23 protein-coding genes and 3 pseudogenes are annotated in these 26,239 nt (G+C 63.1%); 15 read left to right on the forward strand and 11 right to left on the reverse strand.

Annotated elements, in window-relative coordinates; genetic code table 11:
• From J7024_RS20300 to atpD, 8 genes and pseudogenes are all read right to left on the reverse strand, one after another.
• Window positions 1–287: pseudogene (locus J7024_RS20300) on the reverse strand (F0F1 ATP synthase subunit alpha); the annotation flags it as partial.
• Window positions 265–1,017 carry a F0F1 ATP synthase subunit B family protein gene (locus J7024_RS20305; protein WP_234745401.1) on the reverse strand — a complete coding sequence of 251 codons (753 nt, stop codon included), beginning with the start codon at window positions 1,015–1,017 and terminating at the stop codon, window positions 265–267. The pseudogene J7024_RS20300 and the gene J7024_RS20305, both read right to left, overlap by 23 nt.
• Window positions 1,018–1,026: 9 nt before the next feature.
• Window positions 1,027–1,275 (reverse strand): F0F1 ATP synthase subunit C, encoded by a 249-nt coding sequence (locus J7024_RS20310; protein WP_234745403.1) that lies wholly within the window; start codon window positions 1,273–1,275, stop codon window positions 1,027–1,029.
• Window positions 1,272–1,967 (reverse strand): F0F1 ATP synthase subunit A, encoded by a 696-nt coding sequence (locus tag J7024_RS20315; protein ID WP_268838391.1) that lies wholly within the window; start codon window positions 1,965–1,967, stop codon window positions 1,272–1,274. The genes J7024_RS20310 and J7024_RS20315 overlap by 4 nt, the downstream gene beginning before the upstream one ends.
• Window positions 1,967–2,251 carry an ATP synthase subunit I gene (locus J7024_RS20320; protein WP_234745405.1) on the reverse strand — a complete coding sequence of 95 codons (285 nt, stop codon included), beginning with the start codon at window positions 2,249–2,251 and terminating at the stop codon, window positions 1,967–1,969. Before J7024_RS20320 ends, J7024_RS20315 begins: the two co-directional genes overlap by 1 nt.
• A gap of 3 nt (window positions 2,252–2,254) precedes the next feature.
• Window positions 2,255–2,599 carry an AtpZ/AtpI family protein gene (locus J7024_RS20325; RefSeq protein WP_234745407.1) on the reverse strand — a complete coding sequence of 115 codons (345 nt, stop codon included), beginning with the start codon at window positions 2,597–2,599 and terminating at the stop codon, window positions 2,255–2,257.
• Window positions 2,589–3,053: a F0F1 ATP synthase subunit epsilon gene (locus tag J7024_RS20330; RefSeq protein WP_234745408.1), complete on the reverse strand. Its 465-nt coding sequence runs from the start codon at window positions 3,051–3,053 to the stop codon at window positions 2,589–2,591. Before J7024_RS20330 ends, J7024_RS20325 begins: the two co-directional genes overlap by 11 nt.
• Window positions 3,050–4,480 (reverse strand): F0F1 ATP synthase subunit beta, encoded by a 1,431-nt coding sequence (gene atpD / locus J7024_RS20335; protein WP_234745409.1) that lies wholly within the window; start codon window positions 4,478–4,480, stop codon window positions 3,050–3,052. Before atpD ends, J7024_RS20330 begins: the two co-directional genes overlap by 4 nt.
• A gap of 333 nt (window positions 4,481–4,813) precedes the next feature.
• Between atpD and J7024_RS20340 the strand changes: the two genes are divergently transcribed.
• Window positions 4,814–5,503 carry a CBS domain-containing protein gene (locus J7024_RS20340; protein WP_234745411.1) on the forward strand — a complete coding sequence of 230 codons (690 nt, stop codon included), beginning with the start codon at window positions 4,814–4,816 and terminating at the stop codon, window positions 5,501–5,503.
• A gap of 170 nt (window positions 5,504–5,673) precedes the next feature.
• Here J7024_RS20340 and J7024_RS20345 read toward each other — a convergent pair whose 3' ends face one another.
• Together J7024_RS20345 and J7024_RS20350 are read right to left on the reverse strand one after the other, a co-directional pair.
• Entirely contained in the window at window positions 5,674–6,240 is a 567-nt protein-coding gene (locus J7024_RS20345; RefSeq protein ID WP_234745412.1) for a cytochrome b, read from the reverse strand.
• A gap of 44 nt (window positions 6,241–6,284) precedes the next feature.
• Window positions 6,285–6,659 (reverse strand): cytochrome b562, encoded by a 375-nt coding sequence (locus tag J7024_RS20350; protein WP_234745413.1) that lies wholly within the window; start codon window positions 6,657–6,659, stop codon window positions 6,285–6,287.
• Window positions 6,660–6,821: 162 nt separating this feature from the next.
• Here J7024_RS20350 and J7024_RS20355 point away from each other — a divergent pair, with 162 nt between their 5' ends.
• The 4 genes from J7024_RS20355 to J7024_RS20370 all read left to right on the forward strand — a co-directional run bounded on the left by J7024_RS20355 (window position 6,822) and on the right by J7024_RS20370 (window position 12,942).
• Entirely contained in the window at window positions 6,822–7,484 is a 663-nt protein-coding gene (locus J7024_RS20355; RefSeq protein WP_234745414.1) for a response regulator transcription factor, read from the forward strand.
• On the forward strand, window positions 7,484–8,833 hold the full coding sequence (locus tag J7024_RS20360) for an ATP-binding protein (RefSeq protein ID WP_234745420.1): 1,350 nt from the start codon (window positions 7,484–7,486) through the stop codon (window positions 8,831–8,833). The genes J7024_RS20355 and J7024_RS20360 overlap by 1 nt, the downstream gene beginning before the upstream one ends.
• Before the next feature lie 256 nt (window positions 8,834–9,089).
• Entirely contained in the window at window positions 9,090–9,410 is a 321-nt protein-coding gene (locus J7024_RS20365) for a DUF4148 domain-containing protein (RefSeq protein ID WP_234745415.1), read from the forward strand.
• A gap of 595 nt (window positions 9,411–10,005) precedes the next feature.
• A complete protein-coding gene (locus tag J7024_RS20370) occupies window positions 10,006–12,942 on the forward strand; it encodes a Tn3-like element ISBusp1 family transposase (RefSeq protein ID WP_234745416.1) in 2,937 nt (978 codons plus the stop codon).
• Between the two features lie 202 nt (window positions 12,943–13,144).
• Here J7024_RS20370 and J7024_RS20375 read toward each other — a convergent pair.
• A pseudogene (locus tag J7024_RS20375) lies at window positions 13,145–13,501 on the reverse strand (IS3 family transposase); the annotation flags it as partial.
• Between the two features lie 222 nt (window positions 13,502–13,723).
• On the opposite strand from J7024_RS20375, the gene J7024_RS20380 reads away from it, so the two are divergent.
• From J7024_RS20380 to J7024_RS20425, 10 genes and pseudogenes are all read left to right on the forward strand, one after another.
• Window positions 13,724–14,050, forward strand: coding sequence for an H-NS histone family protein (locus tag J7024_RS20380; protein WP_234745421.1), 327 nt, complete (start codon window positions 13,724–13,726; stop codon window positions 14,048–14,050).
• Window positions 14,051–14,180: 130 nt separating this feature from the next.
• Window positions 14,181–15,092, forward strand: coding sequence for an SOS response-associated peptidase family protein (locus J7024_RS20385; RefSeq protein ID WP_234745417.1), 912 nt, complete (start codon window positions 14,181–14,183; stop codon window positions 15,090–15,092).
• A gap of 73 nt (window positions 15,093–15,165) precedes the next feature.
• Window positions 15,166–15,396: pseudogene (locus J7024_RS20390) on the forward strand (translesion DNA synthesis-associated protein ImuA); the annotation flags it as partial.
• Window positions 15,397–15,595: 199 nt separating this feature from the next.
• Window positions 15,596–15,964, forward strand: a complete 369-nt coding sequence (locus J7024_RS20395) for a hypothetical protein (RefSeq protein WP_012218074.1) — start codon at window positions 15,596–15,598, stop codon at window positions 15,962–15,964.
• A gap of 91 nt (window positions 15,965–16,055) precedes the next feature.
• Entirely contained in the window at window positions 16,056–17,348 is a 1,293-nt protein-coding gene (locus J7024_RS20400; protein WP_012218073.1) for a TolC family protein, read from the forward strand.
• Window positions 17,349–17,359: 11 nt separating this feature from the next.
• Window positions 17,360–18,889 carry an efflux RND transporter periplasmic adaptor subunit gene (locus J7024_RS20405; protein ID WP_012218072.1) on the forward strand — a complete coding sequence of 510 codons (1,530 nt, stop codon included), beginning with the start codon at window positions 17,360–17,362 and terminating at the stop codon, window positions 18,887–18,889.
• Window positions 18,886–22,092, forward strand: coding sequence for an efflux RND transporter permease subunit (locus J7024_RS20410; protein ID WP_012218071.1), 3,207 nt, complete (start codon window positions 18,886–18,888; stop codon window positions 22,090–22,092). Before J7024_RS20405 ends, J7024_RS20410 begins: the two co-directional genes overlap by 4 nt.
• Window positions 22,089–22,439 (forward strand): copper-binding protein, encoded by a 351-nt coding sequence (locus J7024_RS20415; RefSeq protein WP_012218070.1) that lies wholly within the window; start codon window positions 22,089–22,091, stop codon window positions 22,437–22,439. The genes J7024_RS20410 and J7024_RS20415 overlap by 4 nt, the downstream gene beginning before the upstream one ends.
• A gap of 174 nt (window positions 22,440–22,613) precedes the next feature.
• Window positions 22,614–22,940 carry a P-II family nitrogen regulator gene (locus tag J7024_RS20420; RefSeq protein WP_234745418.1) on the forward strand — a complete coding sequence of 109 codons (327 nt, stop codon included), beginning with the start codon at window positions 22,614–22,616 and terminating at the stop codon, window positions 22,938–22,940.
• A gap of 305 nt (window positions 22,941–23,245) precedes the next feature.
• Entirely contained in the window at window positions 23,246–26,185 is a 2,940-nt protein-coding gene (locus J7024_RS20425; protein WP_012218068.1) for a Tn3 family transposase, read from the forward strand.
• Window positions 26,186–26,239: the final 54 nt, after the last annotated feature.

The following is a 26,239-nucleotide window of genomic DNA, read 5'->3' on the forward strand; positions in this document are numbered from 1 at the left end:
CCCGAGACGCGCGTGCCGGCGGCAATGCCGCCGCCGCCGTCGAGCAGCACGCAACTGAGCATGTCGACGTCCAGCTTGAGCGCGAAGCCGAACTGCCCTCCGTCGAACCGCAGCAGCTCGTTCAGGCAAACCTGCGGCAGGCCGCTCACCTGTGCAATGCCGTCGGCGACGTGCTCGACGCGCCCGACCGATTCCGCCCGCGGAGCGAGATTCAGCGCCGCCAGCACGGTCCTGCCGTCGGTCAGCCAGGCATCGCCGGCGCCGTCATGCGTTTCGTTCGTCGCCATGAGAAATGAGTTCGCTTCTCAGTGAATCCAGACTGTGTCGAAAGCTGTTGCGCACGATGACGTGGGGCGAGACGAGTTCGAGCCCCGCGATCAACGCCGGATCGACGTCGGCCTGCATCGGCACGTCATGACCCAGCGCCGTCGCGAGCGACGAGCGACAGCGATTCAGCTCGTCGTCGCTCAAGGCGCGCGGGGCAATCAGGCGCAGCGGCTCGCCGTCGCGGCCGACGCGTGCGCGGTCCTCCGCGGGCAGCGCGCGGACGGCGTCGGCGAGGGGTTCGATGAAACCGTCCACCCGCGTGCCGGCCGGAAGCGTCGCGAGCAACCGGGCCGCGATGTCGAGCGCAAACTGGCTGGCCCGTGCCGCGTTGGCGCGCAGCGCGTCCGCCTTCATCGCTTCGACTTCGGCCTCGGCGGATCGCCTCAGCGTGTCGGCCTCGGCGCGTGCGTCGGCGAGCAGCGACGCCTTGAGGCGCTCGACCTCGGCCGCGGCCGCACTCAATCCGTCGACGCGCGCCGCCTCCTGCGCGGCCACGTCTCTCGCGGCCCGGTCGCGATCCTGCCGCGCCGCGTCGCGGGCGGCCGCGGCATCCTGCATCAGGCGCGCGGCGGCTTGCTGGCGATCCGCCATGATCCTGGCGACCGGCTTGAACAGGAACCGCGACAGCAGCCAGATCAGGACGAGGACGTTGATCGTCTGGAAGCCGAACGTCCACCAGTCGATTCGCATGGCCGCGGCTTACCGGGTAAGCGGGTTGGCGAACAGTACGAGCAGGGCGACCACGAGACAGTAGATCGCCATGGTTTCGATCATGGCCAGACCGACGAACAGCGTGCGCGAGATCGTGCCGGCCGATTCCGGCTGGCGCGCCAGCGCGTCCATCGCGGCGGCGACCGCGCGCCCCTCGGCCAGTGCCGGGCCGATCGCGCCGAAGGACACGGCAATGGCTGCCGCGACGATGCTTGCCAGTTGAATCCAGTTGTTCATGATGCTCCTTGCGGTGGATGCTGGGCCGGCGCGCTTTCGTCGCCGAGCGCGGCACCGATGAACACGGCTGCGAGTACCGTGAAGATGTAGGCCTGAACCGCGCCCGTCAGCAGGTCGAGCGCCATGAGCGGAATCGGCACCAGCAGGCCCGCGAGCGACAGCACGATGCCGATCACGAACACGCCGCTCATGACGTTGCCGAACAGCCGCACGATCAGTGAAAAGGTACGGGTCATCTGCTCGACCAGGTTGAGCGGGATCATGATCCAGGTCGGTTGCGCGAACGACGCGAGATAGCGGGCCAGCCCGCGCGCGCGGATGCCGTAGAACAACGTCGACGCGAAGACGATGCCGGCGAGCGCGGCGTCGGTTTCAAGATGCGCGGTGGGCGGCTCGACGCCCGGAATCAGGCTGGACCAGTTGCACACCAGGATGAACAGGAACAGCGTGCCGAGCAGGGCACGGCAGCGCGCGGGATCGATCTGCATGGTGTCCCGCAGCTGGCCGTCGAGCGTCGAGACGAACAGCTCGGCGGCCGCCTGGAGTTTGCCGGGCGTCAGCGACAGCCGCAGGCGCACGGCTGCCGCCGCGACGGCGACGAGCGCCATCAGCGCCCAGGTGGTGGCCACCGGCGCCGACACCGGCACCTCGCCGATGCGGAACAGCGGTTCGGTGATGAGCGGCGAATGCATCACGACGAACCTCCCGGCGGGCGAAGCGTCGCGCGGCGCGCGAGCATGATGCCGGCGAGGCCGCTCAGCAACGCGGCGTACCCGGCTTGCGCGAGGCCGAACAGCACCATGGCGAGCACGCCGAAACGAACGAGATGCACGATGATGGCGATGCCGATCGCATCCTGGACGTAGCTGCGCACGTTGGCATGCAGCGACGCGAAATAGGCAACGCCGACGAGCGCGCCGGTCAGGCCGCCTGCGGCAACCTGGACGGGAATCGACCACGTCTGGACGGGCATCATGATTCAGCTCCCGGGGCCCTGGCGATGCATCCAGCGCCACGCGGCCCACAGCCCGAACGCGGCGCCCAGCATCAGTAGCGGCGCGGAGAAGAACACGCCGGTATGAAAATGTCGGTCGAGCCAGTGGCCCAGCCACAACGCCAGCAAGGCCGGAATCACGACCAGCCAGCCAAGCATGCCGATCTGCCCGAGTCGCGAGCCCACCGTCGGCTCCGGCACGTCGCGCGCCTGCCGGTCGCGCCGGACGGCGCGCTGCGCGGTCCGTTCGAGCACCGGCCCGCCGGGTTCGGGGGCCTGCGCGTCCGGACCGTGCGGCGACGGCGCATCGCTTCCGGGCTTATCGCGCATGGCCATTGCCTTCCGTCGTACCGTCCGTGCGTGAGGCCGTGTCCGGCGCGCCGGGGCGCAGGTACTTCAGTATCTGCCGGATGGCCTGGGCATTGAGACGCGTTTGCTCGACCCGCACGCGGCGCGCCGCATCGAGACGCGATTCGCGGGTTGCCCGAACGCGGGCCTCCAGCGTGTCGAGCGTTTCGCCGAGTTCTCCGTCACGGCACGCGATACTGATCTCCTTGCCGTTGACGACCCGCAACACGCCGCCGCTTACCGCACAGAACCGGCGCGTGCCGTCCGCGGTGCGCCAGCGCATGACGCACGGCGACAGCACGGTCAGAAAATCCGTGTGCCCTGGCAGAACGCCGAAACTGCCGGTCGCGTCCTCCGCGCGAAACGCGGCGACGTCGGGCGCATCGACCAGCATCCCGGCGGGCGTCGCGATGGTCAGGCGGAGCGCCGTGTTCATGACGTCTCCTTTTCCCGCTCGCGGGCTTCGTCGAGCGTCCCGACCATGTACAGCGATTGCTCGCGCCACGCATCGCATTCGCCGTCGAGAATGGCGCGGCAACCCGCGATGGTGTCCTCGACCGCGACGGAGCTGCCGGGCACGCCCGTGAAAGCCTCGGTGACGGCGAACGGCTGGGTCAGGAACCGCTGGAGACGCCGGGCCCGGCTGACGATCCGGCGGTCGTCCGCGCCCAGTTCCTCGATGCCGAGCAGCGAGATGACGTCCTGCAACTCGCGGTAGTGCTCGATCGTGCGCCGCACGTCGGTCGCGACCCGGACGTGTTCGGCGCCGACCACCAGCGGATCGAGCAGGATCGACGACGACGTGATCGGATCGATCGCCGGATACATGCCCTCGGCGGCCATCGTGCGCGACAGGACGACCATGCTGTCGACGTGCGCGGCAATGGTCGTGACGGCGGGGTCCGTGAAGTCGTCCGCGGGCACGTAGACGGCCTCGATCGCCGTGATCGAGACGCCGCCGACGGAGACGATGCGCTCCTGCAAGGCCGCCACTTCGCTCGCCAAGGTCGGCTGATAGCCGACTCGTGACGGGAGTCGGCCGAGCAAACCCGACACTTCGGCGCCGGCCTGGACGAAGCGGAATACGTTGTCCATCAGGAGCAGCACGTTCTCGCGCTGTTCGTCGCGGAAGTGCTCGGCAACGGTCAGGGCGGTCAGCGGAACGCGCCAGCGCGCGCCCGGCGGCTCGTTCATCTGCCCGTAGACGAGCACGGTCTTCGGCAGCACACCGGAATGCCGCATGTCCACCAGCAGTTCATGACCTTCTCGCGAGCGCTCCCCGACGCCGGCGAACACCGATATTCCCTTGTAGCGCTCGACCATCGCATGAATCAGCTCCATGACGAGCACGGTCTTGCCGACGCCGGCGCCGCCGAACATCGCCGCTTTGCCGCCCCGGGCCAGTGGGGCGAGGAGATCGACGACCTTGATGCCAGTCGCGAATATGCTGGTTGCACTGTCCTGTGAGGACAACGCCGGTGGTGGCTGGTGGATAGGGCGGCGTTGAACATCGAGGGGAAGCGGCTCACCCATGTCGCCAGGCGTACCCATCACGTCGATCAGGCGTCCGAGTACGGCGTTGCCGACCGGAACCGAGATCGGCTGACAGGACGCTTGCGCCGACGCGCCTCTCGGCAATCCGTTGGTCGACTGCATTGCCAGTGCGCGGACGGTCCGCTCATCGAGGTGGGCTTGTACTTCCGCAACGATCGAACTGCCGCCGTCGACTTCGATCGAAACCGAAGTGTCCACCGGCGGCAGCATGCCGGTCGGGAACGCGAGATCGACGACTGCGCCACGGACTGCCACAACGCATCCTAGAATCTTCGGGAGGGAGACGTTGTCGGTCGATACAGTGTTCATCAGTTCTGGTCGCCATTGGAGTTGATGCCCGTGTGCCGGTCATTGTCGTATCGATTCGTGTCTCAGGCATAAGCTACTTGCCAATATTTACTGCGATGCAACCTGTCGACGATTGATCGTGATCAAAGGGCACATCGACAGGCGAAGTGGCCAGGGCGGTTTGGCTATGCGCGTAGCCGCGCCGAAACGTCCGGAATATTCGGCATGGCGAGCTATGGCTACGGTGTTGACTCATATCAACGAACCGATGCGCAAGTTGCCTAACCTCGACATCGGGTAAGCAGGAAGCGCCGTGCAGGGCGCTTGACTGAAGCGGATTCGAGGAGACTGACCATGCACGCCATTGATGTCATGACACCGGCAGTGATTTCCGTAAAGCCGGATATGACAGTACAGCAAACAGCAGCGCTGCTCGTCGAGCATGGCATAAGCGGAGCGCCCGTGATCGACGATAATGGACGTCTGATCGGGATGATCAGCGAGTCGGATCTGGTGCGGCGTGTGGAGATCGATACGGACAAGCCACGTCGCGCGTGGTGGCTGGAGCTACTGATTGCCCGCCGCGACGATGCCGCTGGCTATGTGAAGACGCACGCGCAACTCGTAAAAGATGTCATGACGAAGCACGTGAATACCGTCGAAGAGATGACGCCGATCGACGAGGTGGCGCACATTCTTGAAAAGGCACGCATCAGAAGCGTTCCTGTCGTGCGCGGCAATGAGATCGTTGGGATCGTGAGCCGCGCCAATCTGGTTCAGGCGCTTGCGATTTCGCCGTCGGCACCGAACCTGCAACAGGTCCTGAGCGACCGAGAGATTCGAGGCATGTTGTTGGCCGAGATCGCGGGTCATAAATGGAGCTTTCCTGGCCGAAACGTCATCGTCAAGAACGGGGTTGTCCATCTTTGGGGCTACTACGCCTGGGCACCGAACGAAGTGCAAGCAATGCGTGTCGCCGCGGAGGGTATTCCGGGAGTCAAGGGTGTTGAAGATCACACCGGCGCATCGCATTCAGATGCTTAGAAAGGCCGCGGTGCACATCGGCGACTGACGTTGCGTTGCCGGCCAGCGCTCAATTCGCCCGTCGAAAGGCTTGCTGACTTCCGACTCACTGTTTGTTTGTGAAGGTCGTTGCTTCTGTCGGCGGGGCCACGAGGTGGAGCGCGGCTCGCACCACTTGGCATATTCCGGCTTCAGCCAATATCCTCCGTCCGGGCCTGATGCTGGTCGGCACGCGTCGACCACGGCAGGATGCGCGGCAGAATGTTTTCCATCCGGATCAGCCGATGCACCAGTGCAGCCAGCACATGGAAGCCCACCAGCGCGGCCAGCCCGTAAGCCGTCAGCGCATGCACTTCTCCTAGCCAGTGCGACAGAGCGCGGTCCTTCGGCACTAGCGTCGGCAACGAAAAGAGTCCGAAGCAGTTGGCCGTGTGTCCGGCCGCGTTCGTCTTCATCCACCCGAGCAGGGGAATGACGAGCATCAGCAGATAGAGCAATCCGTGGACGGTGCGCTCGGCGTGATGATTCAGCGTTCCGGCCGGGTTGACCGAAAGCGGCAGCCGCTGTCGCGTACGAAGCCGATTCACGACGCGAACTGCCACAAGTCCGAGAATAAAGATGCCGATCGACTTGTGCAGGCTGACGAGGTCTTCGTTGTCGTCCAGCAGCAAGCCGACGATCAGGTTGCCGATCAGGGCAACGGCCAGTAGCCAGTGCAGCAGACTGATCGACAGCGGGTAGCGGGTAACGGTTTTCATGACGGGCGTGCCTGTTCAGTGTCCGAAAATGTGTCAGGGTCGGGTCAGCCGAGCAGGTCGTGATAGCGCTTTTTCGTACCGTTGATCCGCCGCAATGCCTGCTTGGCGGCCGACAGATCGTCGGCCTGGATGGCACGGTCGACTTCGGTCAATTCGTCCCTCAAAGCGCGCATGCCTTCATCGTAGGTCGCCTGGTCGTCGCGATACCGCTGGCGGCTCGCCTGCTGCGCATCGCTTTCGAGCCGGGCCACGTAGCCGTTCATTTCCGCAGTCGTGCGACTGGCCATGGCCCCCTGCATCGCATGCTTCATGTCTGTCATCAGTGTCTTGATCTCGCCTGCGCAGGCTGGCGCGGCCGCCACGGAAAGCATCACGCCCAGCGTGGCACAGAAACGGAGTCGGAACGGTAGCCTGTTCATGGTCGTCGATTCGATTGCGGGTGTCGGTGACCGCGACCATAGGGCGTCGACGTTAACGGATTCTTAAGGACCGGATTTTTCCGCGGCTGGCTTGATGCCTGCCCGTGCCTGCGGTTATCGTGCGGCAATGAAGCCATGTCCGGCGTAACAGGAGCACGATACATGCGGGTGCTACTCGTGGAAGACGACAAGCTGATCGGCAGCGGGGTAGAGGACGGCCTGATCGAAGCCGGCATGACAGTCGACTGGGCGCACGACGGCAGGCATGCACAGCTCGCGCTTGAAACCACGCCGTACGACCTCGTCGTGCTCGATCTGGGCCTGCCCCGCATGTCGGGAATCGAATTGCTCGAGTGGGTTCGCAATCGCCGCAACCATACGCCGGTGCTGGTGATGACCGCGCGTGACACGGTGGCCGACCGTGTGAACGGCTTGAGCGCGGGCGCCGACGACTACCTCGGCAAGCCGTTCGACCTGGCCGAGCTGATCGCGCGCTGTCGTGCGCTCGTGCGGCGCTCGCAGGGCCGCGGTACCGATACGATCGAATATGGCGACCTGTCGGTCGATCCCGCACTGATGACGGTGACGCGCGGCACCGAACGGATCGGGTTGACGTCGCGCGAATGCGCGTTGCTGGTCGAACTGCTGGCGAACCAGGGTCGCCCTTTGTCGCGCGCCCGCCTCCAGGACAGCCTCTACGGCTGGAACGAGGAAATCGAAAGCAATGCAATCGAAGTGCATGTTTCGAATCTGCGCAAGAAACTGGGGGCCGAACTGATTCGAACGATTCGTGGCGTCGGGTATGTGGTGGAGAAGGTGTCGTGATGCGCTCGATCCGGCAACGGCTCACCTTGCTCGTGCTGTCGTGTGTCGTGGTGGTCTGGGCATACTCGCTGGTGTCGAGTTACCGCCAAGCGATTCACGAAGCCGAGGAATGGGACGAAACCCGCCTCGAGCAGATCGCAAGGGCGTTCGTCGCGCTCGATGCGTCCGATCTCCCGGCCTTTGCGGACATCGTCCTCGGTTCGGGCGAAGACAATGATGGCGACAACGATACATCGCCTCGGATGCTGTATCAGGTCAGTGACGCCGGCGGGCGAATCCTGGCTGCCAGTCCGGGGCTGGAGTCGCTCGATCTGCCGGTATTTCCCGCTGCGGCATCGAGCCCGCTCCGGTTCGGCAATCCGAAGTGGCACGCCTACGTGCTGACCGATGACGCGCGCGGCCGCACCGTGCGTATTTTCGAGCAACGCACGCATCGTTCGGATCTGTCCGCCGAGGTTGCCCGCCGCGTCGCGCGACCGCTTGCATTCGCGCTGCCCGTGCTGGCCGTGATGATCTGGTTGACGATCGGTCGCAGCCTGACGCCATTGAGGACGCTGTCCGAGGCGATCGAGGCACGATCCCCTGACAGTCTCGATGCGATTGCCACGAAGGGCATTCCCGACGAAGTGCGGCCGCTGGTCGCCGCACTCAACACGCTGTTGCAACGTCTGCGCGGCTCGATCGATCGCGAACGCGCGTTCACCAGCGACGCGGCGCACGAGCTCAAGACCCCGCTCGCCGCGCTCAAGGTTCAGGCGCAAGTTGCGCTCACGGCGCGCGATCCGGACCGTCAGCGGCGCGCGATGCAACGGGTCGTCGAGGGCGTCGACCGGAGCACGCATCTGGCGGACCAGTTGCTTGCACTGGCGCGGCTTGACGAGACCGTGCCGTTGCCCGGTGAGGACATTGAGCTCGCGCGCCTGGTGCAAACATGCGTGAGCGATCACCAGGCGCATGCGGATCGCAAGCGGATCTTGCTGACATCGCGCTCCGACGGTCCTGCCATCGTGCATGCGCCACCGACCCTGGTGCGAGTCTTGCTCGACAACCTCGTCGATAACGCGATCAAGTACGGTCGCGAGCAGGGGAGCGTCGAGATCGCGACGTGGCAGGATACCGGCACGATTGTTCTCCAGGTACGGGACGACGGTCCCGGCGTCTCGGACAAGAATCTGTCCCGACTGCAGGATCGGTTCTTTCGCGGCGAGGATCACGACGAAAGCGGCAGCGGACTGGGGCTGTCCATCGTCGCACGCATCGTGGCCAAGCTCGGGGGGAGCTTCGCGTATATCGACGGGCTGAACGGGAAGGGATTTGGCGCGCGGGTTACGTTGCCTGTTTCGACCTGACCCCGCTTTGACGGTATGACGGTCGATCGCATGTCCTGACAAGGCGGTCGAGGGCCGGCGGCGTAGGATGGCGCGCGCTGCCATGATTTCAGCCGTACGGCACCGGGCCGGCGATTCGGAGTCTGCCTACGTCGTTCTCGGCTCATGCGTTCGAGGGTGCGCAGTTAACATTGCCTTCATGTTGCACGGAGCATTCTGTCTTTACGGCAGAAGAGGTGTTCTCGGACGCCGGTTCTGTTCATTGGAGGTCCAAATCATGAAGTTCGCTATCCGTATCATCATGCTGGCCGTGGCCATTGCACCCCCATATGCATTTGCAGGTCAGTCAAGCGGTGGTCTGACCAGGGCGGAAGTTCGTGCCCAGATCGTGCAGGTCGAGCAAGCCGGGTACAACCCCGCTCGAAAGGACATTCACTATCCACAATCTATACAGCAGGCCGAGGCTCGCATCCGGTCTTCGGAACCCGCTAGGCAAGCCGATGCATCGGGCTATGGGCCCGCACAGCCGGCCGGGTTCGGCTCAGGATCCATGATCCAGGGCCATGCTGCGTCGCGTCCGTTGTACGCGCATCATTGACGCCAAGCGCGTGTGGTCGTCGAGTCGCGCGGTAGAGTATTCAGAATCGGACTCAGAAGTCATCGGCCGGTCGTATTTTAGGGGGGCTTTTGTTCATGGGTCATATCGCCCTGGTACGACACATAAAGGATTGCGAGCAGTCAAAAAAAAGACCCGGTATTGAACCGGGTCAAACGAGAGCGGCAGGCGGAAAGGCTCCGGACATCAGGGGCCGTACTGCAGTTGATTTGCCGCGTTTGCCGTCACTCGGCGTGGACGACCGACACAGGACTTGCGTGATCACGCAGTCGCCTCGGAACGGTACTTTGACACCCGACGCTTAAGGCATCATTAAGCGCAGACCAGCAAGTAACTTCGGACTCCAAAGTTATTTTACATAAGCTAAACTAGCGATTTTTTTAGGGTCGCAAGAGAATTCTAGGTCGAGCAAGCTCCTTGCTTATGTACGCCGCAGCGTGAGCGCATCGGCTCGTTTTCGTTCCGACACCATTCTTAGGCGATCGACACCTGCAGCCGCCATCCCGACTTTCCCCGTAGCACCTCATTTTTTACCTCGCTACGCTGGGCCGCTCTCGTCATCGATGCGGAGTGGCTGATGGACCACTGGCGATTGGCTTATCTCGGGATCCGGCAGGTGCCGCGCGAGCTGAGCGAGTTCGAGCTCGCCACATTCTTCACGTTTTCCAAGCGGGAGCGTGTTGCCATTGATTCAAGACGCACCGATCTCTTTCGCCTCGCGGTCGCGTTGCACATCGGCTTTCTGCGCATGACCGGCCGGCCGCTCGGCTCGTACAAGCAGATTCCCACGGTTCTATGGCGACATCTTGGCCGACAGCTGAATGTAAAGCCGCCAGACCTCGGCACGTTACGTTCACTTTACGATGGCAACCTCAAGACCTTATCCGACCACCAGCGCTTTGCTCGGGACACCATCAATTTTCGCGCCGTCGCGGAACATCAACGTCGGTATGTCATCCGTTGGCTCAAAGAACAACTCACCGGTCGCCCGGAACGCGGCCAGTTGACGAACGATCTCAAACGTTGGTTCTACGACCATCGCATCGTGATACCACCCGAGCGCATGCTCAGGCAGTTTGTCGTCCAGGCTGTACGCGACGTTGAGGGGCAACTGCACGGCGCGCTCGAGCAGGCTGTTGGTATGGAAAAACTCGAGAGTTGGGCGCGAGTTCTGGCTCAGCCCCATGGAGAACATTCAAGTCTCCAGCGATGGCTGTGGGCCGTCCCGCTGCGCAACTCGACCCATCAGATGAGCGAGATCCTCGACAAAGTCAACTTGCTCACGATGCACGAGGTGGCAACGCGTTGGCCGGTTGAATGCAACGATGCCATGGTGCGCCACTACGCCCGCCGTTGTGCGAGCCGCCCGCCATCGATCAGCAAGCGAATCGAACCCCAAAGCCGACGAATCGAAGCCGCCTGCTTCATGCGGTATTCCCTCTGTATTGCGACTGATCAGGTGCTCGAGATGCTCCGGCGATGGGTACTGAAGGTTGTCAACGACACGTCACGCGAAGTGGATGCGATGCGGATGAAGGCCTCGGATCAACTCCGCGAGTTCGCGCTTGCCGTCAAAGCACTTGCCAATGATGAAACCCTCTCGCGCGAACAGCTCGGGGAGAAGCTTTGTCTGCTTGCAGACGATGTTTTGCAACCGCATCCCACCAGCCGTCGGAGCCAGATCCGGCAGTGCCTGGTCCGAAAGCGGTACTACGCCCGTAACCTTTTGAATCGGATCGTGCAGTTGCCGTTCGAGGCCGAGGGTGCTCATCCTGTAGTCGATGCTCTCTCGTTACTACGTGTGCTATATCGACGTCGCGCTTATCTCCTGCCCGACGGGGTCAATATCAGGCTTGGGCGCGCGTGGCGCGAGGCGATCGATGGTTACGATCGGCTGCGGGCCATGGTTGCTTTCGAGTGGGCCACCCTCTTTGCGCTCCGTGTCGCCCTGCGCAACGGCTCGGTTTTCATCAACCACAGCTTCTCGTTCAGAAGTCAGTCGCATATGCTGATCTCGGCCGAGCAGTGGAAGGCAAAGCGTAACAATCACTATGGACACCTCGGCCTGCCCCAAGACCCGAACGAATTTCTCGGACCAATCCTTGAACAGCTCGAACAGCGCCTCGCATTACTCGATGATGCCGTGGTCAATGGTTCGATCCGGGTTGATACTGCTGTCCACCTCGACCCGATTGCTGCGCAGGATCCAGACGCAGAAGCCGATCAACTTCGCCGTCAGATCTTCGAAGCTCATCCGCCAGGCCAATTTCCCGAGATCATCCTCGAGATCGATAGTGCGACACGCTTCAGTTGGATCCTGCTCGGACGCGAGCAGCGGTCACGCACCGAATTACTGATGGTGTATTCGGCGATACTGGCTCACGGGACCTCGCTGACGGCTGCTGATATTTCCCGGATGGTCCCGGAGGTGTCAACCGAAGCGATTCGTCAAATGATGAAGCGTCTCGCAGACGAGCGAATGCTGCGTGCAGCCGCCGACGCCGTCCTTGAGTTCATGCACGAGCACCCGATCGCCGCCCACTGGGGCCGAGCCGATCTCGCATCGTCTGACATGATGTCGCTGGAGACAACCCGGACAATTTGGCGAGCACGTGCAGACCCTCGTCGCCGTACGGCATCCATCGGGATGTACACCCATGTGTTGGATCGCTGGGGAATTTTCTACGATCAACCTATCATCCTCAATGAGCGACAAGCAGGCGCAGCAATTGAGGGCGTCGTCCGTCAAAGCGCCACCAAGGACATCGCTCAACTTGCCGTCGATACGCACGGTTACACCGATTTCGCGATGGGCGTGTCCCGGGCACTTGGCTTTGATTTATGCCCTCGCCTGGCACACCTTCGTGACCGACGTCTGCACGTGCCTCGCAGTCAGGAGATCCCGGCGCGGCTCGCAGGGGTCACGGATCGCGACGTCCGACTCGGTCTCATCGTTGACGTGTGGGACGAATTCGTGAGGATCGCTGCATCAATTCGCTCTGGCCAATGCACGGCGGTCGAAGCGATTGCCAGATTCGGATCAGCTGCTCGAGGGCAGGCTGTGTACGATGGCGGCGTTCACATCGGCCGCCTATTCAGAAGTATTTTTCTGATCGACTACTTCACCAATGCCTCTTTCCGGTCGGAGTTGCAACATGCCCTGAATCGGGGAGAAGCGGTGCATACCGTGCAACGCGCAATTCACATCGGTCGCATTCCGGTGGAGCTAGCTCGGCGCCAGGAATCGCTCGCGGCAGTGTCATCGGCGTTGACCCTGCTCGCGAACATCTTGATGGCTTGGAACACCACCCACATGCAACGAGCCCTGGAGAACATCGAAGCTAGCCGGGGGCAGCCGATCGCGACCGAGCAACTCCGGCGAATCGCTCCAACTCATATCGAGGGCATCAACTTGCGCGGCACCTTCAATTTTCCCGTGTCACTGTACGCAAAGCGGATCTTGCCGAGCATCGCGGCCGACAACCCCATTCCGTCAACCAGTCGGAGCGCCTAACGACGGGGTGTACTGGTACCGCCGGTCGAGGGGCCGCTCATCTTCGTTTTGGTCACGTCTGGAGACGCCCTCTGCTTCGTTAGCGAAGGGTAGACACTAACCCATTGTTTTATCGGAATTAATATTTAGGGCCGCAAGGCAAGTCCTTGCCAGGCCTAAAGGCATCTAACCGGAAAAGCGCGCGGAAATCAAAACCACCCCGGGACGACGGCACATTCGGAGCATTGCTGACAAGACGCTTCCGAATATCGGGGCGCAGCTCGTAGACCCACGCGGCCAGCACTGCGCGACACGGATACCCCAGTGCTCTCGTGGTCCCGGCAAAATTGCGGCCATGACTCAAATAATGCTCGACCGCGATCTGCTTCTGTTCGGTAGAGTATCGTGGCCTGGAGCGGCGATAGCCCGCCGGCAAATCGCCAACCTCAATGAACGCACGGTACCATCGTGCCAAGTTCTTGCGCGACGGATATCCCAGCTCGCGAATAGTCGCCGCTGCGCTCCTACCGTACTTGATGTAGAGCTGAACCGCTCGAACGCGGTCTTTGTATGAATACATGAACTACCTCCAAGGTAGTCCAAGATTTTGTCCGCACCCCCGGTGGGTCAGGATTCCGTGCAAATCAACAGCCGGGGCTTGGGCGAGTCCACGGAGCTGGTGTGCACATCAGATCCTATATCGGCGGTTGTGATTCAAGCTTGAGAGACCAGTGGGAAAAATCGGGCAACGAACCGATCATCCGTTACCATTCCGCCGTATTGCAATAACTCGGCGATGATCGTGATCAATGAACTACAAGACCTACAGGCCCAACTCCGTGAATTGAACATTCGGCTCGCGGATCTGAAGAAGGACGAGAAGCAGGCGTATTTGGCGGATGTCCAGGAGCGCGTGGAGCTCTACGGCATCACCGAGGACGAACTGCTGCGTGCGGCAGGCTTCCGAAAATTCCGCAAACCGCGGGCGCAAGCGAAGTACTACGACCCCTCTTCGGGCAAGCAATGGTCTGGATTCGGGCCGCGACCGAAATGGCTAGAAGGCAAGGATCTCGACGACTACCTGATCGAGCGTGCAGCGAAACCGCGGTGGCCCGGAGAGGACGCCTGATGGCTCATCCTCGCCACGATCGTGCCGGGCGAATGTTCGGCGGCGGTCGGGCAAACGTCTCGCCGGTGTTGGGCCCATGCCCCAAACTTGCGGTACCCTGTCCCGGAACGGTTCCTTATGGGGCACGGCAATGTGCTATTCCGCAAAGATCCAGGCGAACTATCGAGAGTACGTCCGACGTTACGGCGCCGACATGGACATCGAGACGTTCAGGCGCATCTTCTTCGCGCGTGCTGCCGGAAGCGACATCAAGATCCCGAAAGCGGTCGACGCCGCGTTCGCTGGTGTCGACGACGAAATCTCGGCCGCGATCGCCGCGTATCGCAGCCAGTGGACGCGGAAGCTGGAGACCGATCTGTTCGAGCAACGAGCGCGGCTTGCCGCGGCAGAGAAGAAGCTTGCCGTGAAGATCACGAAGAAGGCCAGCGAGGACGTCCGGATCGCCACGAACAAGATCGATGCGGCAGCGCGCGGGCTCGACGATCTTCGCCGTCAGGACCTGCAGGAGCGGGATTCGCGGATCTTCCCCGGCTGGTATGCGCCCGTCCTGATCGAACTCGACGGCAAACGCCTGGTCGTGCCGATGCGGTATCGATGCCGGATACCGGGCTGGACCGAAGCGGACGAAAAACAGAAGCCGGCAACTTATAACGCGCGCTCGGATTCGCTCGCCACGGCCTGGCGCAAGGTCTTCGGCTTCACGCATGGGCTCGTGCTCGTCGACGCTTTTTTCGAAAACGTGAAGCGCGACGGCCAGAATGTCGTGCTTCGCTTCGACCCAACGCCCCCGCAACACATGCAGGTCGCCTGCCTGTGGACCCGCACCGAGATCCCTGGCGGCGACGATTTGTGGTCCTTCGCGGCGATCACCGACGACCCACCACCGGAAGTGGCGGCTGCCGGACACGACAGATGTATTGTCCCCATTAAATCCTCGAACGTCGATGCCTGGCTGGCGCCAGACCCAAGCCGGCGCGCGCAGCTGCGCGAGATCCTCGCCGACCGCGAGCGGCCGTACTACGAGCACCAGCTCGCAGCGTAAACGCGGGGGTTGGTAGGGCGGTTATCTCTGTCATATACTGTACAAACATACAGTATTTTGCGTAGCCGACCCCATGCACCCCGCCCTCGCCCATCCAGAAGCAATCCATCCGAGTTTATGGCGAGCCAGCCAACTGGCTCGCTCGAGCGTGCGCGGCGTCGACACTGGCCATCCGGAACTGACGGCCGAACTCCCGGGCGGCGGCTGGCCGGCCGGCGCGCTGGTCGAATTGCTCGCGCCACAGCCTGGCATCGGCATCGGGGTTGCCTTGATTTCGGTGCGTTTTACCGGTGTAGGACGACCTCGCTGCGACAACGGTTAGCGCTCCGCCCCCAAAACAATACATAATGAAATCAGTTACTTTCTGATTGGCCTCTTCCGCGTCCAACGGTCCCTTTGGCGATCGCGTTTCAAGCCGGCCCATCTGGTTCTGGTCGTGGCCTGCAAAAAGTAGTGCAATTACCCACCGCGATCGCGTCGGGCTACAAGCTATAATTCCCGCCATGAAACTGCTCCGGACCTTCATCCTGTTGCTGCTCTGCGCGGTGCTGCCCATCAGTGGGCTGGCAGCGAGCGGCTTGACCGGTGAATGTCCGATGCAGCAAACCATGTCCATGGATGCGGACGCAGGCATGCCCGCCGACGCGCCGGGCTGCGATTCGATGAAGCCATCGTCCGTCGACAAAGCCAAGGCCAAGGGCGGGTTCTGCAAAGTGACCGCCCAGTGTCAGTTCGGCAGCCTCTACCATCCGGCCGCCAAGGCCGACATCAGTCGACCGGCGGTGTTCGGCACGCCCGTCGTCTTTCACTACATCCAGTCTCTCCCGGTCCGTGACCCGAACGGGTTGTGGCGACCTCCGCGTCTCGTCTAATCCCTCGCTGACAGGTTCACCGCAGTTGCGGTGAAGTTCGTCCTATGCCGGACGTGGAATCCCTATGGGATTTCGCCTTTGGGGTTAGAACATGCCATTCATTTTCGGCACGCCGCTGCGTCGACGTGTTCCTCGGCGCGTGCACTCGCTGGTTGCCGCGCTGCTCGTCGCGGGCGTCGCTCACGCCCAGCTGGCGCCTTTCACGCTGGACGCTGCGCTACAGTCGGCGACCGATCGCTCTTTATCGATGCAGGCCGCCCAGGCGTCCGTGCGCGCCAGTTCGGAGGCGGCCGTGAAAGCTGGCCAGTTGCCAGATCCGATGCTTAAAGCAGGCATCGACAACCTACCGATCAATGGTCCGCAACGCTTCACCATCGGCCAGGACTTCATGACGATGCGCCGTATCGGCATCGAACAGGAATGGGTATCCGGCGATAAGCGGAGGCTGCGCTCGGCGCTCGCCGACGAAATGGTCGGGCGCGAGCGTGCCGGCTATCTCGTGCAGCTCGCCAACGTGCGCCAGCAAACCGCCACGACCTGGCTGAACGCCGTCTATGCGAAACAGGCGCTCGCGCTGCAGCAGGCCCTGCTGGATCACATGCATCACGAATTCGCGGCGACGAAGGCGTCGTATCGCGGCGCCAAGGCGAGCGCCGCCGACGTGGTGCAAGCGCAGGCGATGCTCGCGCAGACTCAGGACCAGGTGCTCAAGGCGCAACAGGCTTATCAGACCGCGCTCATTGGCTTGTCACGCTGGACGGCCACTCCCGTTTCCGAGGTGACTGGCGAACCGCCGGCGCCCGAGTCGTTCGTGTCGTCGCTCCCACTGGACGAACTGCGCCTGTCGCAGCCGACGCTCGTGGCCGCCGCGGACGACATTGCGGTCGCCGAAGCCGATACCGCCGTCGCCAGCAGCGAGCGCAGCCCGAACTGGACGTGGGAGGTCGCGTACCAGCAACGTGGCGGTGCGTACTCGAACATGGTGTCGGTCGGCGTCACCATTCCGTTGCCGCTGAACCAGAAAAACCGCCAGAACCGCGACGTCGCCGAGAAAGCCGAGCTCGCCACGAAGGCGCGGCTGATGTACGACGACGCGCTGCGACAAGTGCAGGCCGACATCCGCACGCAATCCGCGACGCTGGCGAGCGGACGCGAACGCATCGCCAATCTGAGCCGGTTGTTGCTGCCCGCCGCGGACCAGCGCGTGCAACTCGCGAATGCCGCCTATCGCGCGGGTAGCGGCTCGCTCGCGGACACGTTTGCTGCCCGCCGTGCCCAACTGGAAGCGCAGCTGCAGGTGCTCGACCTCAAGCGCGAGGTGTCGCAGACCTGGGCGCAGCTCGAATATCAGGTGGTGCCGTCAACGATGGCCGCCGCTCAGTGAAGGAGAACGACATGACCAAGAAACCACTGGTGCGCGCGGTGTTGACTGTATTCGCCGGTGCAGCCTTGCTCGGGGCAGGCTACTTTGCGGGCACACGGCACGCGGCAACCCCCGCTGCGGCAGCCTCGACTGTCGCTGCCTGGTCAGGCGACAAGCTTGACCCCAAGACTGGCAGGAAAGTGCTGTACTGGCACGACCCGATGGTGCCGAACCAGCATTTCGACAAGCCGGGCAAATCGCCTTTCATGGACATGCAACTGGAGCCCGTCTACGCGGATGAAGGCGGCGGCTCCTCCGGCATCAAGATCGACCCGGGGCTGCAGCAGAACCTCGGCATTCGCTACACAACCGTGCGCCGGCAGGACACGGCGGGCGGATTCGACGCCGTCGGTACGACGCAATTCGACGAATCGCGCGCGGATGTCGTGCAGTCGCGCGTCACCGGCTACATCGACCGACTGTATGCGAACGCGCCGATGCAACGCATCGCGAAAGGCGCGCCAGTCGCATCGCTGTTCGTCCCGGAATGGCTTGCACCGCAAGAGGAATACCTCGCGCTCCAGCGCGGCGGGATGGACGCCAGCCTGCTTGAAGCGTCGCGCGCGCGCATGCGCGCGATGTCGATTCCGGACGGCATCATCGCGAGCCTCGACCGAACCGGCAAAGCCCAGACGCACGTCGTGCTGACGTCGCCCGAAGCCGGTGTCGTCAGCGAGCTGAACGTTCGCGATGGTGCGATGGTCGCGCCCGGCCAGACGCTCGCGAAGATTGCGGGCCTGTCGAAACTCTGGCTCATCGTCGAGATTCCCGAGGCCCTGGCGCTGAACGTGCAACCCGGTATGACGGTCGACGCGACGTTCGCCGGTGACCCGAGCCAACACTTCGCCGGACACATCCGCGAGATCCTGCCGGGCATCAGCACCACGAGCCGCACGCTTCAGGCGCGGCTGGAGATCGACAACGCTGCGCTCAAGCTTACGCCGGGCATGCTGATGCGCGTACGCGTTGCAGGTCAGAAGGCCGTGTCGAGACTGCTGGTGCCTTCCGAAGCGGTCATCACGACCGGCAAACGCTCCGTCGTCATTGTGAAGAACGGTGACGGGCGGCTTCAGCCGGCGACGGTTACCGTGGGCAATGACATCGGCAACGAAACCGAAGTGCTGAGCGGACTGAACGACGGCGACACCGTCGTCGCGTCCGGCCAGTTCCTGATCGATTCCGAAGCGAGCCTGAAGTCCGTGCTGCCGAGGCTGGAAGGCGGTACGGGGGCCAGCGCAGTCGCGCCGGCGTCTGCGTCTGCCGCCGCTGCGCAGACCTACGAAACCACCGGCAAGGTCGAGAAAGTGACCGCCGCGGACATCACGTTCTCGCATCAACCCGTGCCGGCGCTCGGCTGGGGCGCGATGACGATGGCATTCAACAAGCCGGCGCCGAGCGCATTCCCCAACGTCAAGGCTGGACAGACGGTGCGCTTCGTCTTCAAGCAGTCGGACGATGGCTACCAGTTGACTAAGGTCGAACCGGTCGGAGGCCCGCAATGATTGCCCGACTCATCCGCTGGTCCATCCATAACCGTTTCCTGGTGCTGCTCGCGACCGTGCTCGTGACGGGGTGGGGCCTGTACTCGGTCGCCGACACGCCGCTCGACGCACTGCCCGACCTCTCCGATACCCAGGTCATCATCAAGGCATCGTATCCGGGCAAGGCGCCGCAGGTCATCGAGGACCAGGTCACGTACCCGCTCACGACGACCCTGCTCGGCGTGCCCGGTGCGAAGACCATCCGTGCGTACTCGTCGTTCGGCGATGCGTTTGTCTACGTGCTGTTCGACGACAAGACCGACCAGTATTGGGCGCGTTCACGCGTACTCGAATACCTGAACCAGGTGCAAAGCCGCTTGCCGCAGGGCGCGACGGTCTCGCTCGGGCCGGACGCGACCGGTGTGGGCTGGGTGTACGAGTACGCGCTGGTCGACCGGACCGGGCAGCATGACCTCGGACAACTGCGCGCGCTTAACGACTGGTTCCTGAAGTTCGAGCTGAAGGCGGTGCCGGACGTCTCGGAGGTCGCCAGCATTGGCGGGATGGTGCGCCAGTATCAGGTCGTGCTCGACCCGGACAAGCTGCGCGCGTACGGCATCACGCAAGCCGCGGTGGCCGATGCGCTCGGCAAGGCGAATCAGGCATCGGGCGGCTCGGTCGTCGAGCTGGCCGAGTCCGAGTACATGGTGCGCTCGTCCGGCTATCTGCGCTCGCTCGACGATTTCCGACATGTCGTCTTGCGCACCAACGACGCCGGCACGCCGGTGCTGCTGGGTGACGTCGCACGCATCCAGATCGGCCCCGAGATGCGTCGCGGCATCGCGGAGCTGAACGGTCAGGGCGAAGTCGCCGGCGGCGTCATCGTGATGCGCTCGGGAAAGAACGCGCTGAAGACAATCGATGCGGTAAAGGCGAAGCTCGCCGACCTGAAGCGCTCGCTGCCACCCGGTGTCGAAGTCGTCACGACCTACGACCGATCGCAGCTCATCGAACGCGCGGTGGACAACCTGAAGGACAAGCTCATCGAGGAATTCATCATCGTCGGGCTCGTTTGTGCCGTGTTCCTATTTCACCTGCGCAGCGCGTTCGTCGCGATTCTGTCGTTGCCGCTCGGCGTGCTGGCCGCGTTTATCGTGATGCGCTACCAGGGCGTCAACGCGAACCTGATGTCGCTGGGCGGCATCGCGATCGCGATCGGCGCGATGATCGATGCGGCGATCGTCATGATCGAGAACGCACACAAGCACCTGGAAGCATTCGACCATCAGTTTCCCGATACACGGATGACCGCCGCGCAGCGCTGGGAACTCATTGCGACTTCGGCCGCGGAGGTGGGGCCGGCATTGTTCTTCTCGCTGCTCATCATCACGCTGTCGTTCATTCCGGTGTTCTCGCTGGAAGGACAGGAAGGCAAGCTGTTCTCGCCGCTGGCGTTCACGAAGACCTACACGATTGCGGCGGCAGCCGGTTTGTCGGTCACGCTCGTGCCGGTCCTGATGGGTTACCTGATCCGCGGCCGGATTCCGCACGAAAACGCGAATCCGATCAATCGTGTGCTGATCCGGCTGTATCGTCCATTGCTCGAGGCGACGTTGCGCCGGCCGTGGGCGGCCATTGGTCTCGCCGTGGTTGCGCTGGTGCTCACGATCGTGCCGATTTCGCGTCTCGGCGGCGAATTCATGCCGCCGCTCGACGAAGGCGACCTGCTGTACATGCCGACCGCGCTGCCGGGCATTTCCGCCGGGAAGGCCAGCGAACTGCTGCAGCAAACCGACCGGCTCATCAAGACCGTGCCCGAGGTCGCGACGGTATTCGGCAAGTCGGGGCGTGCGGATACGGCCACGGACCCGGCGCCGCTCGAGATGTTCGAGACGACGATCCAGTTCAAGCCGCGCAGCCAGTGGCGGCCGGGCATGACGCCGGAAAAGCTGGTCGATGAGCTGGACCGGACGGTCAACGTGCCTGGTCTCTCGAACGTATGGGTGCCGCCGATCCGCAATCGTCTCGACATGTTGTCGACCGGCATCAAGACGCCGGTGGGCGTCAAGATTTCCGGGCCGGACCTGACGCAAATCGACCGTATCGCGACGCAGGTTGAAACGGCCGTCAAAGCTGTCCCGGGCGTGACGTCCGTACTCGCGGAACGGCTGAACGGCGGACGCTATATCGATGTGGACATCGACCGCCTCGCGGCAGCCCGTTACGGACTGTCGGTGGCCGATATCCAGTCGGTCGTGTCATCAGCGGTCGGTGGCGAAAACGTCGGCGAGGTGATTGCCGGTCGTGAGCGCTTCCCCATCAATATCCGTTACCCGCGCGAAATCCGCGACTCGCTCGAGAAGCTGCGAGAGTTACCGGTCGTCACGGACCGCGGCGCGCAAATCCAGCTCGGCGACGTCGCACACATCACGATCGCCGACGGCCCGCCGATGATTCGCAGCGAGAATGCGCGGCTCTCCGGGTACGTCTACGTCGATATCCGCAACACGGACCTGCAGTCCGCGGTGAAGGCAATGCAGACGGTCGTGGCCCACCAGGTCCAGCTGCCACCCGGCTACTCGATTGCGTGGTCGGGCCAGTTCGAATACCTGGAACGCGCGACGGCCAAGCTGAGTACCGTGATTCCCGTCACGCTGGTGGTCATCTTTGTGCTGTTGTTCCTGACCTTTAACTCGGCCGCCGATGCGCTGCTGCTGATGTCGACCGTGCCGTTTGCGCTGGTCGGCGGATTCTGGCTCATCTGGACACTCGGCCACGCGGTGTCGGTCGCAACATCGGTCGGATTCATCGCGCTCGCGGGCGTCGCCGCCGAGTTCGGGGTGGTGATGCTGCTGTACCTGAAGGGCGCGCTCAGTCGCCGGCTGGAGGGTGGCGAGCCGCTCACCGAGCCGCTGCTGTTCGACGCAATTCGCGAAGGCGCCGTGCTGCGCGTGCGGCCGAAGGCGATGACGGTGGCCGTCGTGCTCGCCGGCCTCATTCCGATCATGGTCGGACACGGTGCCGGATCGGAAGTCATGCAGCGTATCGCTGCGCCGATGGTCGGCGGCATGGTAACGGCTCCACTTCTGTCGATGTTCGTTATTCCCGCAGCGTGGTTCCTGTTGCAGCGTCGTCGCGCGCGACAGGCCAATGCTGCCCGTTTCCCCCACGCAGTACCTTTCGGCACGAAAGTGCCCGTCAACCCAACTGGAGAAGTCCAATGAAGACACTGATTGTTACATCCGCCGTCCTTGCAGCCGTTTTTGCGATGCCCGCATTTGCCGGCAAGGACATGGCCAGCATGGATATGCCGACCCAAGCGCCTGCGATGAAGGTGTCATCGAGCAACGCGCTCACCGATGCGGAGGTCAAGAAGGTCGACGCGGCAACCGGCATGGTCACGTTGAAGCACGGCGCGCTGGAAAACGTCGGCATGCCGCCGATGACGATGGCGTTCAAGGCGAAGGATCTCGCGATGGTCAAGCAGATCAAGGAAGGCGACAAGGTCAAGGTGCGCGTAGAAGAGGTCAACGGCACCCTGACGATCGTGAAACTCGAAAAGCGCTCTTGACGAAGCATTGATGGCCGGCGCGCAGGCTTCTGTCCGCACGCCGGCACGCCACGCGGTCGTGCGAGGAGACCACCATGCGAACGACATCATCTAACCCGTATCAGTCCGACCAGAAAACAGCGGGCACATTGTGTCGCATCCGGGCGACTGTTCAATTCAGAAACGGAGGATGTGATGGAACGGAAATGTGTGATCGCGGTACTGCGTCCCGATGTGCTCGCGGTGCTCGAGCGGCGGTTAGGCGCGCTGCACATCCACGGCATGACGGTCACCAATGCAAGAGGATTTGGTGCGCATCCGAATCTCTTTGCCAACGACTGGACAACCGAACACATCAAGATTGAAATCTTCACGGCCGCCGAGAACGTCGACGCGCTGATTGAGGAAATTGTGACGGTGGCGAATGAGCAATCAGGTGGTGATGGCGTGGTCGCCGTCGTACCAGTGGAACGATTTCTGCGGGTGCGGACGGCGACTGAGGTAACCCATGATCAAACGTAAGCGCTAACCTTTCTTGCTCGCCAGCAGGTTCGGGCCTCGCTGGCATGGCTCCCCTATGTTTGGCGCGAATCTCCGAGGAAGCGGGCATGTGGCGCGCCTCGCTGCCCCGAGTCGTTCGACAGCACGCCATGCGGGCACAACGGGTATCGGATCGCGGCGTCGGTTCAGCTCTGCCATGCGGAGCCATACAAGCGTGTTACGCCAATCTGTCATTTCAGTTGCATCGCCAGTCCCCCATTTGGGATTGCCCGTCGACGGGTTTCTCGCTAACCTGCACAGTCCGTCTTTGCTCAGGGATGCGCGCGATGGACCACTGGCGGCTGGCGTATCTTGGCATGCGGCACTTTCCGCATGAGCTAACCGAGTTCGAACTCAATACGTTCTTTACGTTTTCGGCCCGGGAACGCGCGCTTATCGACGGCCGCCGTTCACATCTTTACCGCTTGGCCGTCGGACTGCATCTCGGTTTCGTGCGCATGACGGGGCGCACGCTCGATGCTTACAAACAGGTTCCGAAGCGGCTCTGGCACCATCTGGGAGAACAGCTCGGGATCGAGCCGCCGGATCTCGGCACCTTGCGCGCGCTGTACGATGACCGGACCGATACACTTGCCGACCATCAGAAGCTCGCGTATAAGGCGCTCGGCTTTCGTCCGATGGCCGAACATCAGCGACGCTACGTAGTGCGCTGGCTCAAGGAGCGGCTGTCCGGCCGGCAGGATCGCAGCACGGCGCTGTACGACCTCAAGCAGTGGTTTTACGACCACAGAGTCCTGATCGTCCAAGACCGCGTGCTGCGCACGCTCATCGTTCAGGCCGTGCAGGATGTTGAAACTGCGCTGACGAACCGTCTCGAGGCGTCGTTCGGCACCGCAACGCTCGATCAGTGGGGCGTTCTACTGCCCCGCCCCGAGGCGAGCGGTGCAAGCCTCCAGCAGTGGCTCTGGTCCGTGCCCCTACGGAACTCGACGAACCAGATGGGCGACCTGTTCCGCAAGATTGAGCGCTTGACCAAACTAGGCGTCCACGACCACTGGCCGGCCGAATGCAACGAGGCGGTGGTACGTCACTACGCGCGACGGTGCGCGAACCGTCCGCCGTCGGTCAGCAAGCGCATCCGTCAACCGGTTCGACGGCTTGAGGCCGCATGCTTCGTGCGCTACGCGTTGTGCGTCGCAACCGATCAACTGCTTTGGATGCTGAGCCGCTGGCAACGCAAGATCGTCAATGAGGCGCGCGCCAAGGTCGACGCGGCACGACCCGACCTGAAGGCGCTGTTGCACCATTTCGCGACCGAGGTGAAGGCGCTTGCCGTCGATACGTGCCTGTCACGCGATGCGCTCGCGGAACGTTTGGTGGAATTGGCCGACACGACGCTTGCGCAAGGCGGACCAAGCCGGGCGAGCCTTGTGCGAGCGCAGCTGCTGACGAAGCAGCGCGTCGCCCGGGCGATGCTGGCGAAACTGCTCACGCTGCCATTCGAGTCACAGGCCCCGCACCCAGTCATAGGCGCGTTGGAGGTGCTGCGAACGCTGTACGTCTGCCACGTGCGGGAATTGCCTACCGACGTCCCGGTCCAACTCGGGCGGGCTTGGCAAGCCGTCGTGGAAGGCGACGACCGTGCGAACGCCTTGCTGGCCTTCGAGTGGGCCACCCTGTCGGCCCTGCGGGTCGCGCTGCGCAACGGATCGGTATTCGTCGGGCACAGCTTCGCGTTTCGCAGCCAGGCGACGCTGCTGATTCCCGATGCGATCTGGCAGGCCCAGCGCAATCACTACTACGGCCACCTGAAGCTGCCGCAGGATCCCGAGGAATTCCTCGCCCCGGTCTGCGAGCATCTGAACGAAGGACTCGAACGGCTGCAGCAGGCGTCCGTGCACGGCGAGGTTCGTGTCGACAGGGCGATCCATCTCGACGCAGCGTCGGCACAGCGAGCGGAGCCGGCCATCGAGGCGTTGCGGCGCGCGATCTTTGGGACGCATCCCGATGGGCAGTTACCGCGCATCATTCTGGAAATCGATAGCGAGACCCGATTCAGCTGGCTACTGCTGGGCCGTGAACCTCGCTCCCGCATCGAGCTGCTGATGGTCTACGCCGCCGTGCTCGCCCACGGCACGTCGATGTCCGCCGCGGAAGTCGCCCGCATGGTGCCGGAGCTTTCGTCCGGAGCGATCCGGCAGATGATGCACCGTGTGGCCGACGAACGTGTGTTGCGGCAAGCCGCCGACGCGGTGCTCGAGTTCATGCACCGCCATCCGATTGGCGAACACTGGGGGCGAGCCGATCTTGCTTCGTCCGACATGATGTCGCTGGAAACCACCCGCACCGTGTGGCAGGCACGCGCCGATCCACGCCGGCGTACCGCATCGATCGGCATCTACACGCATGTGCGCGACCGCTGGGGGATCTTTTACGACCAGCCGATCATTCTCAACGAGCGTCAGGCAGGTGCCGCGATTGAAGGCGTGATCCGTCAGGAGGGGACTGATGACGTGGCGCAGCTCGCCGTCGACACGCACGGCTATACGGACTTCGCAATGGGGCTGGCCCGCGCGCTCGGCTTCGATCTCTGTCCGCGGCTCGCGCATCTGCGTGATCGGCGCCTGCATGTGCCGGTTGGCTTTGCCGTGCCGGATGGGTTGTCGGCCGTCGTCGACTGCGACGTGCGGCTCGAAGCAATCGGCGGAATCTGGGACGACTTCGTGCGCGTTGTCGCGTCGGTGCAAAGCGGTCACTGCACAGCCGTGCAGGCGCTGACGCGTTTCGGTTCAGCCGCACGCGGCCAGCCGCTATACGACGGCGGCGTCGCACTGGGCAGACTGTTCCGAACGATTTTCCTGATCGACTATTTCACGATGCCCGCGTTCCGCACCGAACTGCAGCACGTGCTCAATCGCGGTGAAGCACTACATACGGTGCAGCGCGCGATCCACCAGGGCAAGATCCCAGCTGAGCTCACGCGGCACCGTCATTCGATCATGGCCGTCTCATCGGCCCTGAGCCTGTTGACCAACGCCGTGCTGGCGTGGAACACGATGCACATGCAACAGGCGGTCGACCGCATCGAGACGCTTGGACAATTGCCGGTCCGACCGGAATACCTGCGGCGCATCGCGCCCACGTTTCTGGAGGGTATCAATCTGCGCGGCACCTTCGACTTCCCGGTGGCGGATTTCGCCGATCGCCTAATGCCGAGCGTCGCGATCAGCGAGCCAGTCCGCGGATCGCATCAGGCGCGTGGATAAGGCGGATCGGCGTGCGCTCATGAGACGGACTTTTCGTACGTTAAGGCCCATGCG

Origin of the sequence: Burkholderia sp. WTPI3 (assembly GCF_021483755.1) — a bacterium.
Lineage (GTDB): Bacteria > Pseudomonadota > Gammaproteobacteria > Burkholderiales > Burkholderiaceae > Burkholderia.

Coding starts and splice junctions, on each gene's coding strand:
- J7024_RS20305 (WP_234745401.1), bottom strand. CDS start 1,017: ATGCGAATCGACTGGTGGACGTTCGGCTTCCAGACGATCAACGTCCTC.
- J7024_RS20310 (WP_234745403.1), bottom strand. CDS start 1,275: ATGAACAACTGGATTCAACTGGCAAGCATCGTCGCGGCAGCCATTGCC.
- J7024_RS20315 (WP_268838391.1), bottom strand. CDS start 1,967: ATGCATTCGCCGCTCATCACCGAACCGCTGTTCCGCATCGGCGAGGTG.
- J7024_RS20320 (WP_234745405.1), bottom strand. CDS start 2,251: ATGATGCCCGTCCAGACGTGGTCGATTCCCGTCCAGGTTGCCGCAGGC.
- J7024_RS20325 (WP_234745407.1), bottom strand. CDS start 2,599: ATGCGCGATAAGCCCGGAAGCGATGCGCCGTCGCCGCACGGTCCGGAC.
- J7024_RS20330 (WP_234745408.1), bottom strand. CDS start 3,053: ATGAACACGGCGCTCCGCCTGACCATCGCGACGCCCGCCGGGATGCTG.
- atpD (WP_234745409.1), bottom strand. CDS start 4,480: ATGAACACTGTATCGACCGACAACGTCTCCCTCCCGAAGATTCTAGGA.
- J7024_RS20340 (WP_234745411.1), top strand. CDS start 4,814: ATGCACGCCATTGATGTCATGACACCGGCAGTGATTTCCGTAAAGCCG.
- J7024_RS20345 (WP_234745412.1), bottom strand. CDS start 6,240: ATGAAAACCGTTACCCGCTACCCGCTGTCGATCAGTCTGCTGCACTGG.
- J7024_RS20350 (WP_234745413.1), bottom strand. CDS start 6,659: ATGAACAGGCTACCGTTCCGACTCCGTTTCTGTGCCACGCTGGGCGTG.
- J7024_RS20355 (WP_234745414.1), top strand. CDS start 6,822: ATGCGGGTGCTACTCGTGGAAGACGACAAGCTGATCGGCAGCGGGGTA.
- J7024_RS20360 (WP_234745420.1), top strand. CDS start 7,484: ATGCGCTCGATCCGGCAACGGCTCACCTTGCTCGTGCTGTCGTGTGTC.
- J7024_RS20365 (WP_234745415.1), top strand. CDS start 9,090: ATGAAGTTCGCTATCCGTATCATCATGCTGGCCGTGGCCATTGCACCC.
- J7024_RS20370 (WP_234745416.1), top strand. CDS start 10,006: ATGGACCACTGGCGATTGGCTTATCTCGGGATCCGGCAGGTGCCGCGC.
- J7024_RS20385 (WP_234745417.1), top strand. CDS start 14,181: ATGTGCTATTCCGCAAAGATCCAGGCGAACTATCGAGAGTACGTCCGA.
- J7024_RS20395 (WP_012218074.1), top strand. CDS start 15,596: ATGAAACTGCTCCGGACCTTCATCCTGTTGCTGCTCTGCGCGGTGCTG.
- J7024_RS20400 (WP_012218073.1), top strand. CDS start 16,056: ATGCCATTCATTTTCGGCACGCCGCTGCGTCGACGTGTTCCTCGGCGC.
- J7024_RS20405 (WP_012218072.1), top strand. CDS start 17,360: ATGACCAAGAAACCACTGGTGCGCGCGGTGTTGACTGTATTCGCCGGT.
- J7024_RS20410 (WP_012218071.1), top strand. CDS start 18,886: ATGATTGCCCGACTCATCCGCTGGTCCATCCATAACCGTTTCCTGGTG.
- J7024_RS20415 (WP_012218070.1), top strand. CDS start 22,089: ATGAAGACACTGATTGTTACATCCGCCGTCCTTGCAGCCGTTTTTGCG.
- J7024_RS20420 (WP_234745418.1), top strand. CDS start 22,614: ATGGAACGGAAATGTGTGATCGCGGTACTGCGTCCCGATGTGCTCGCG.
- J7024_RS20425 (WP_012218068.1), top strand. CDS start 23,246: ATGGACCACTGGCGGCTGGCGTATCTTGGCATGCGGCACTTTCCGCAT.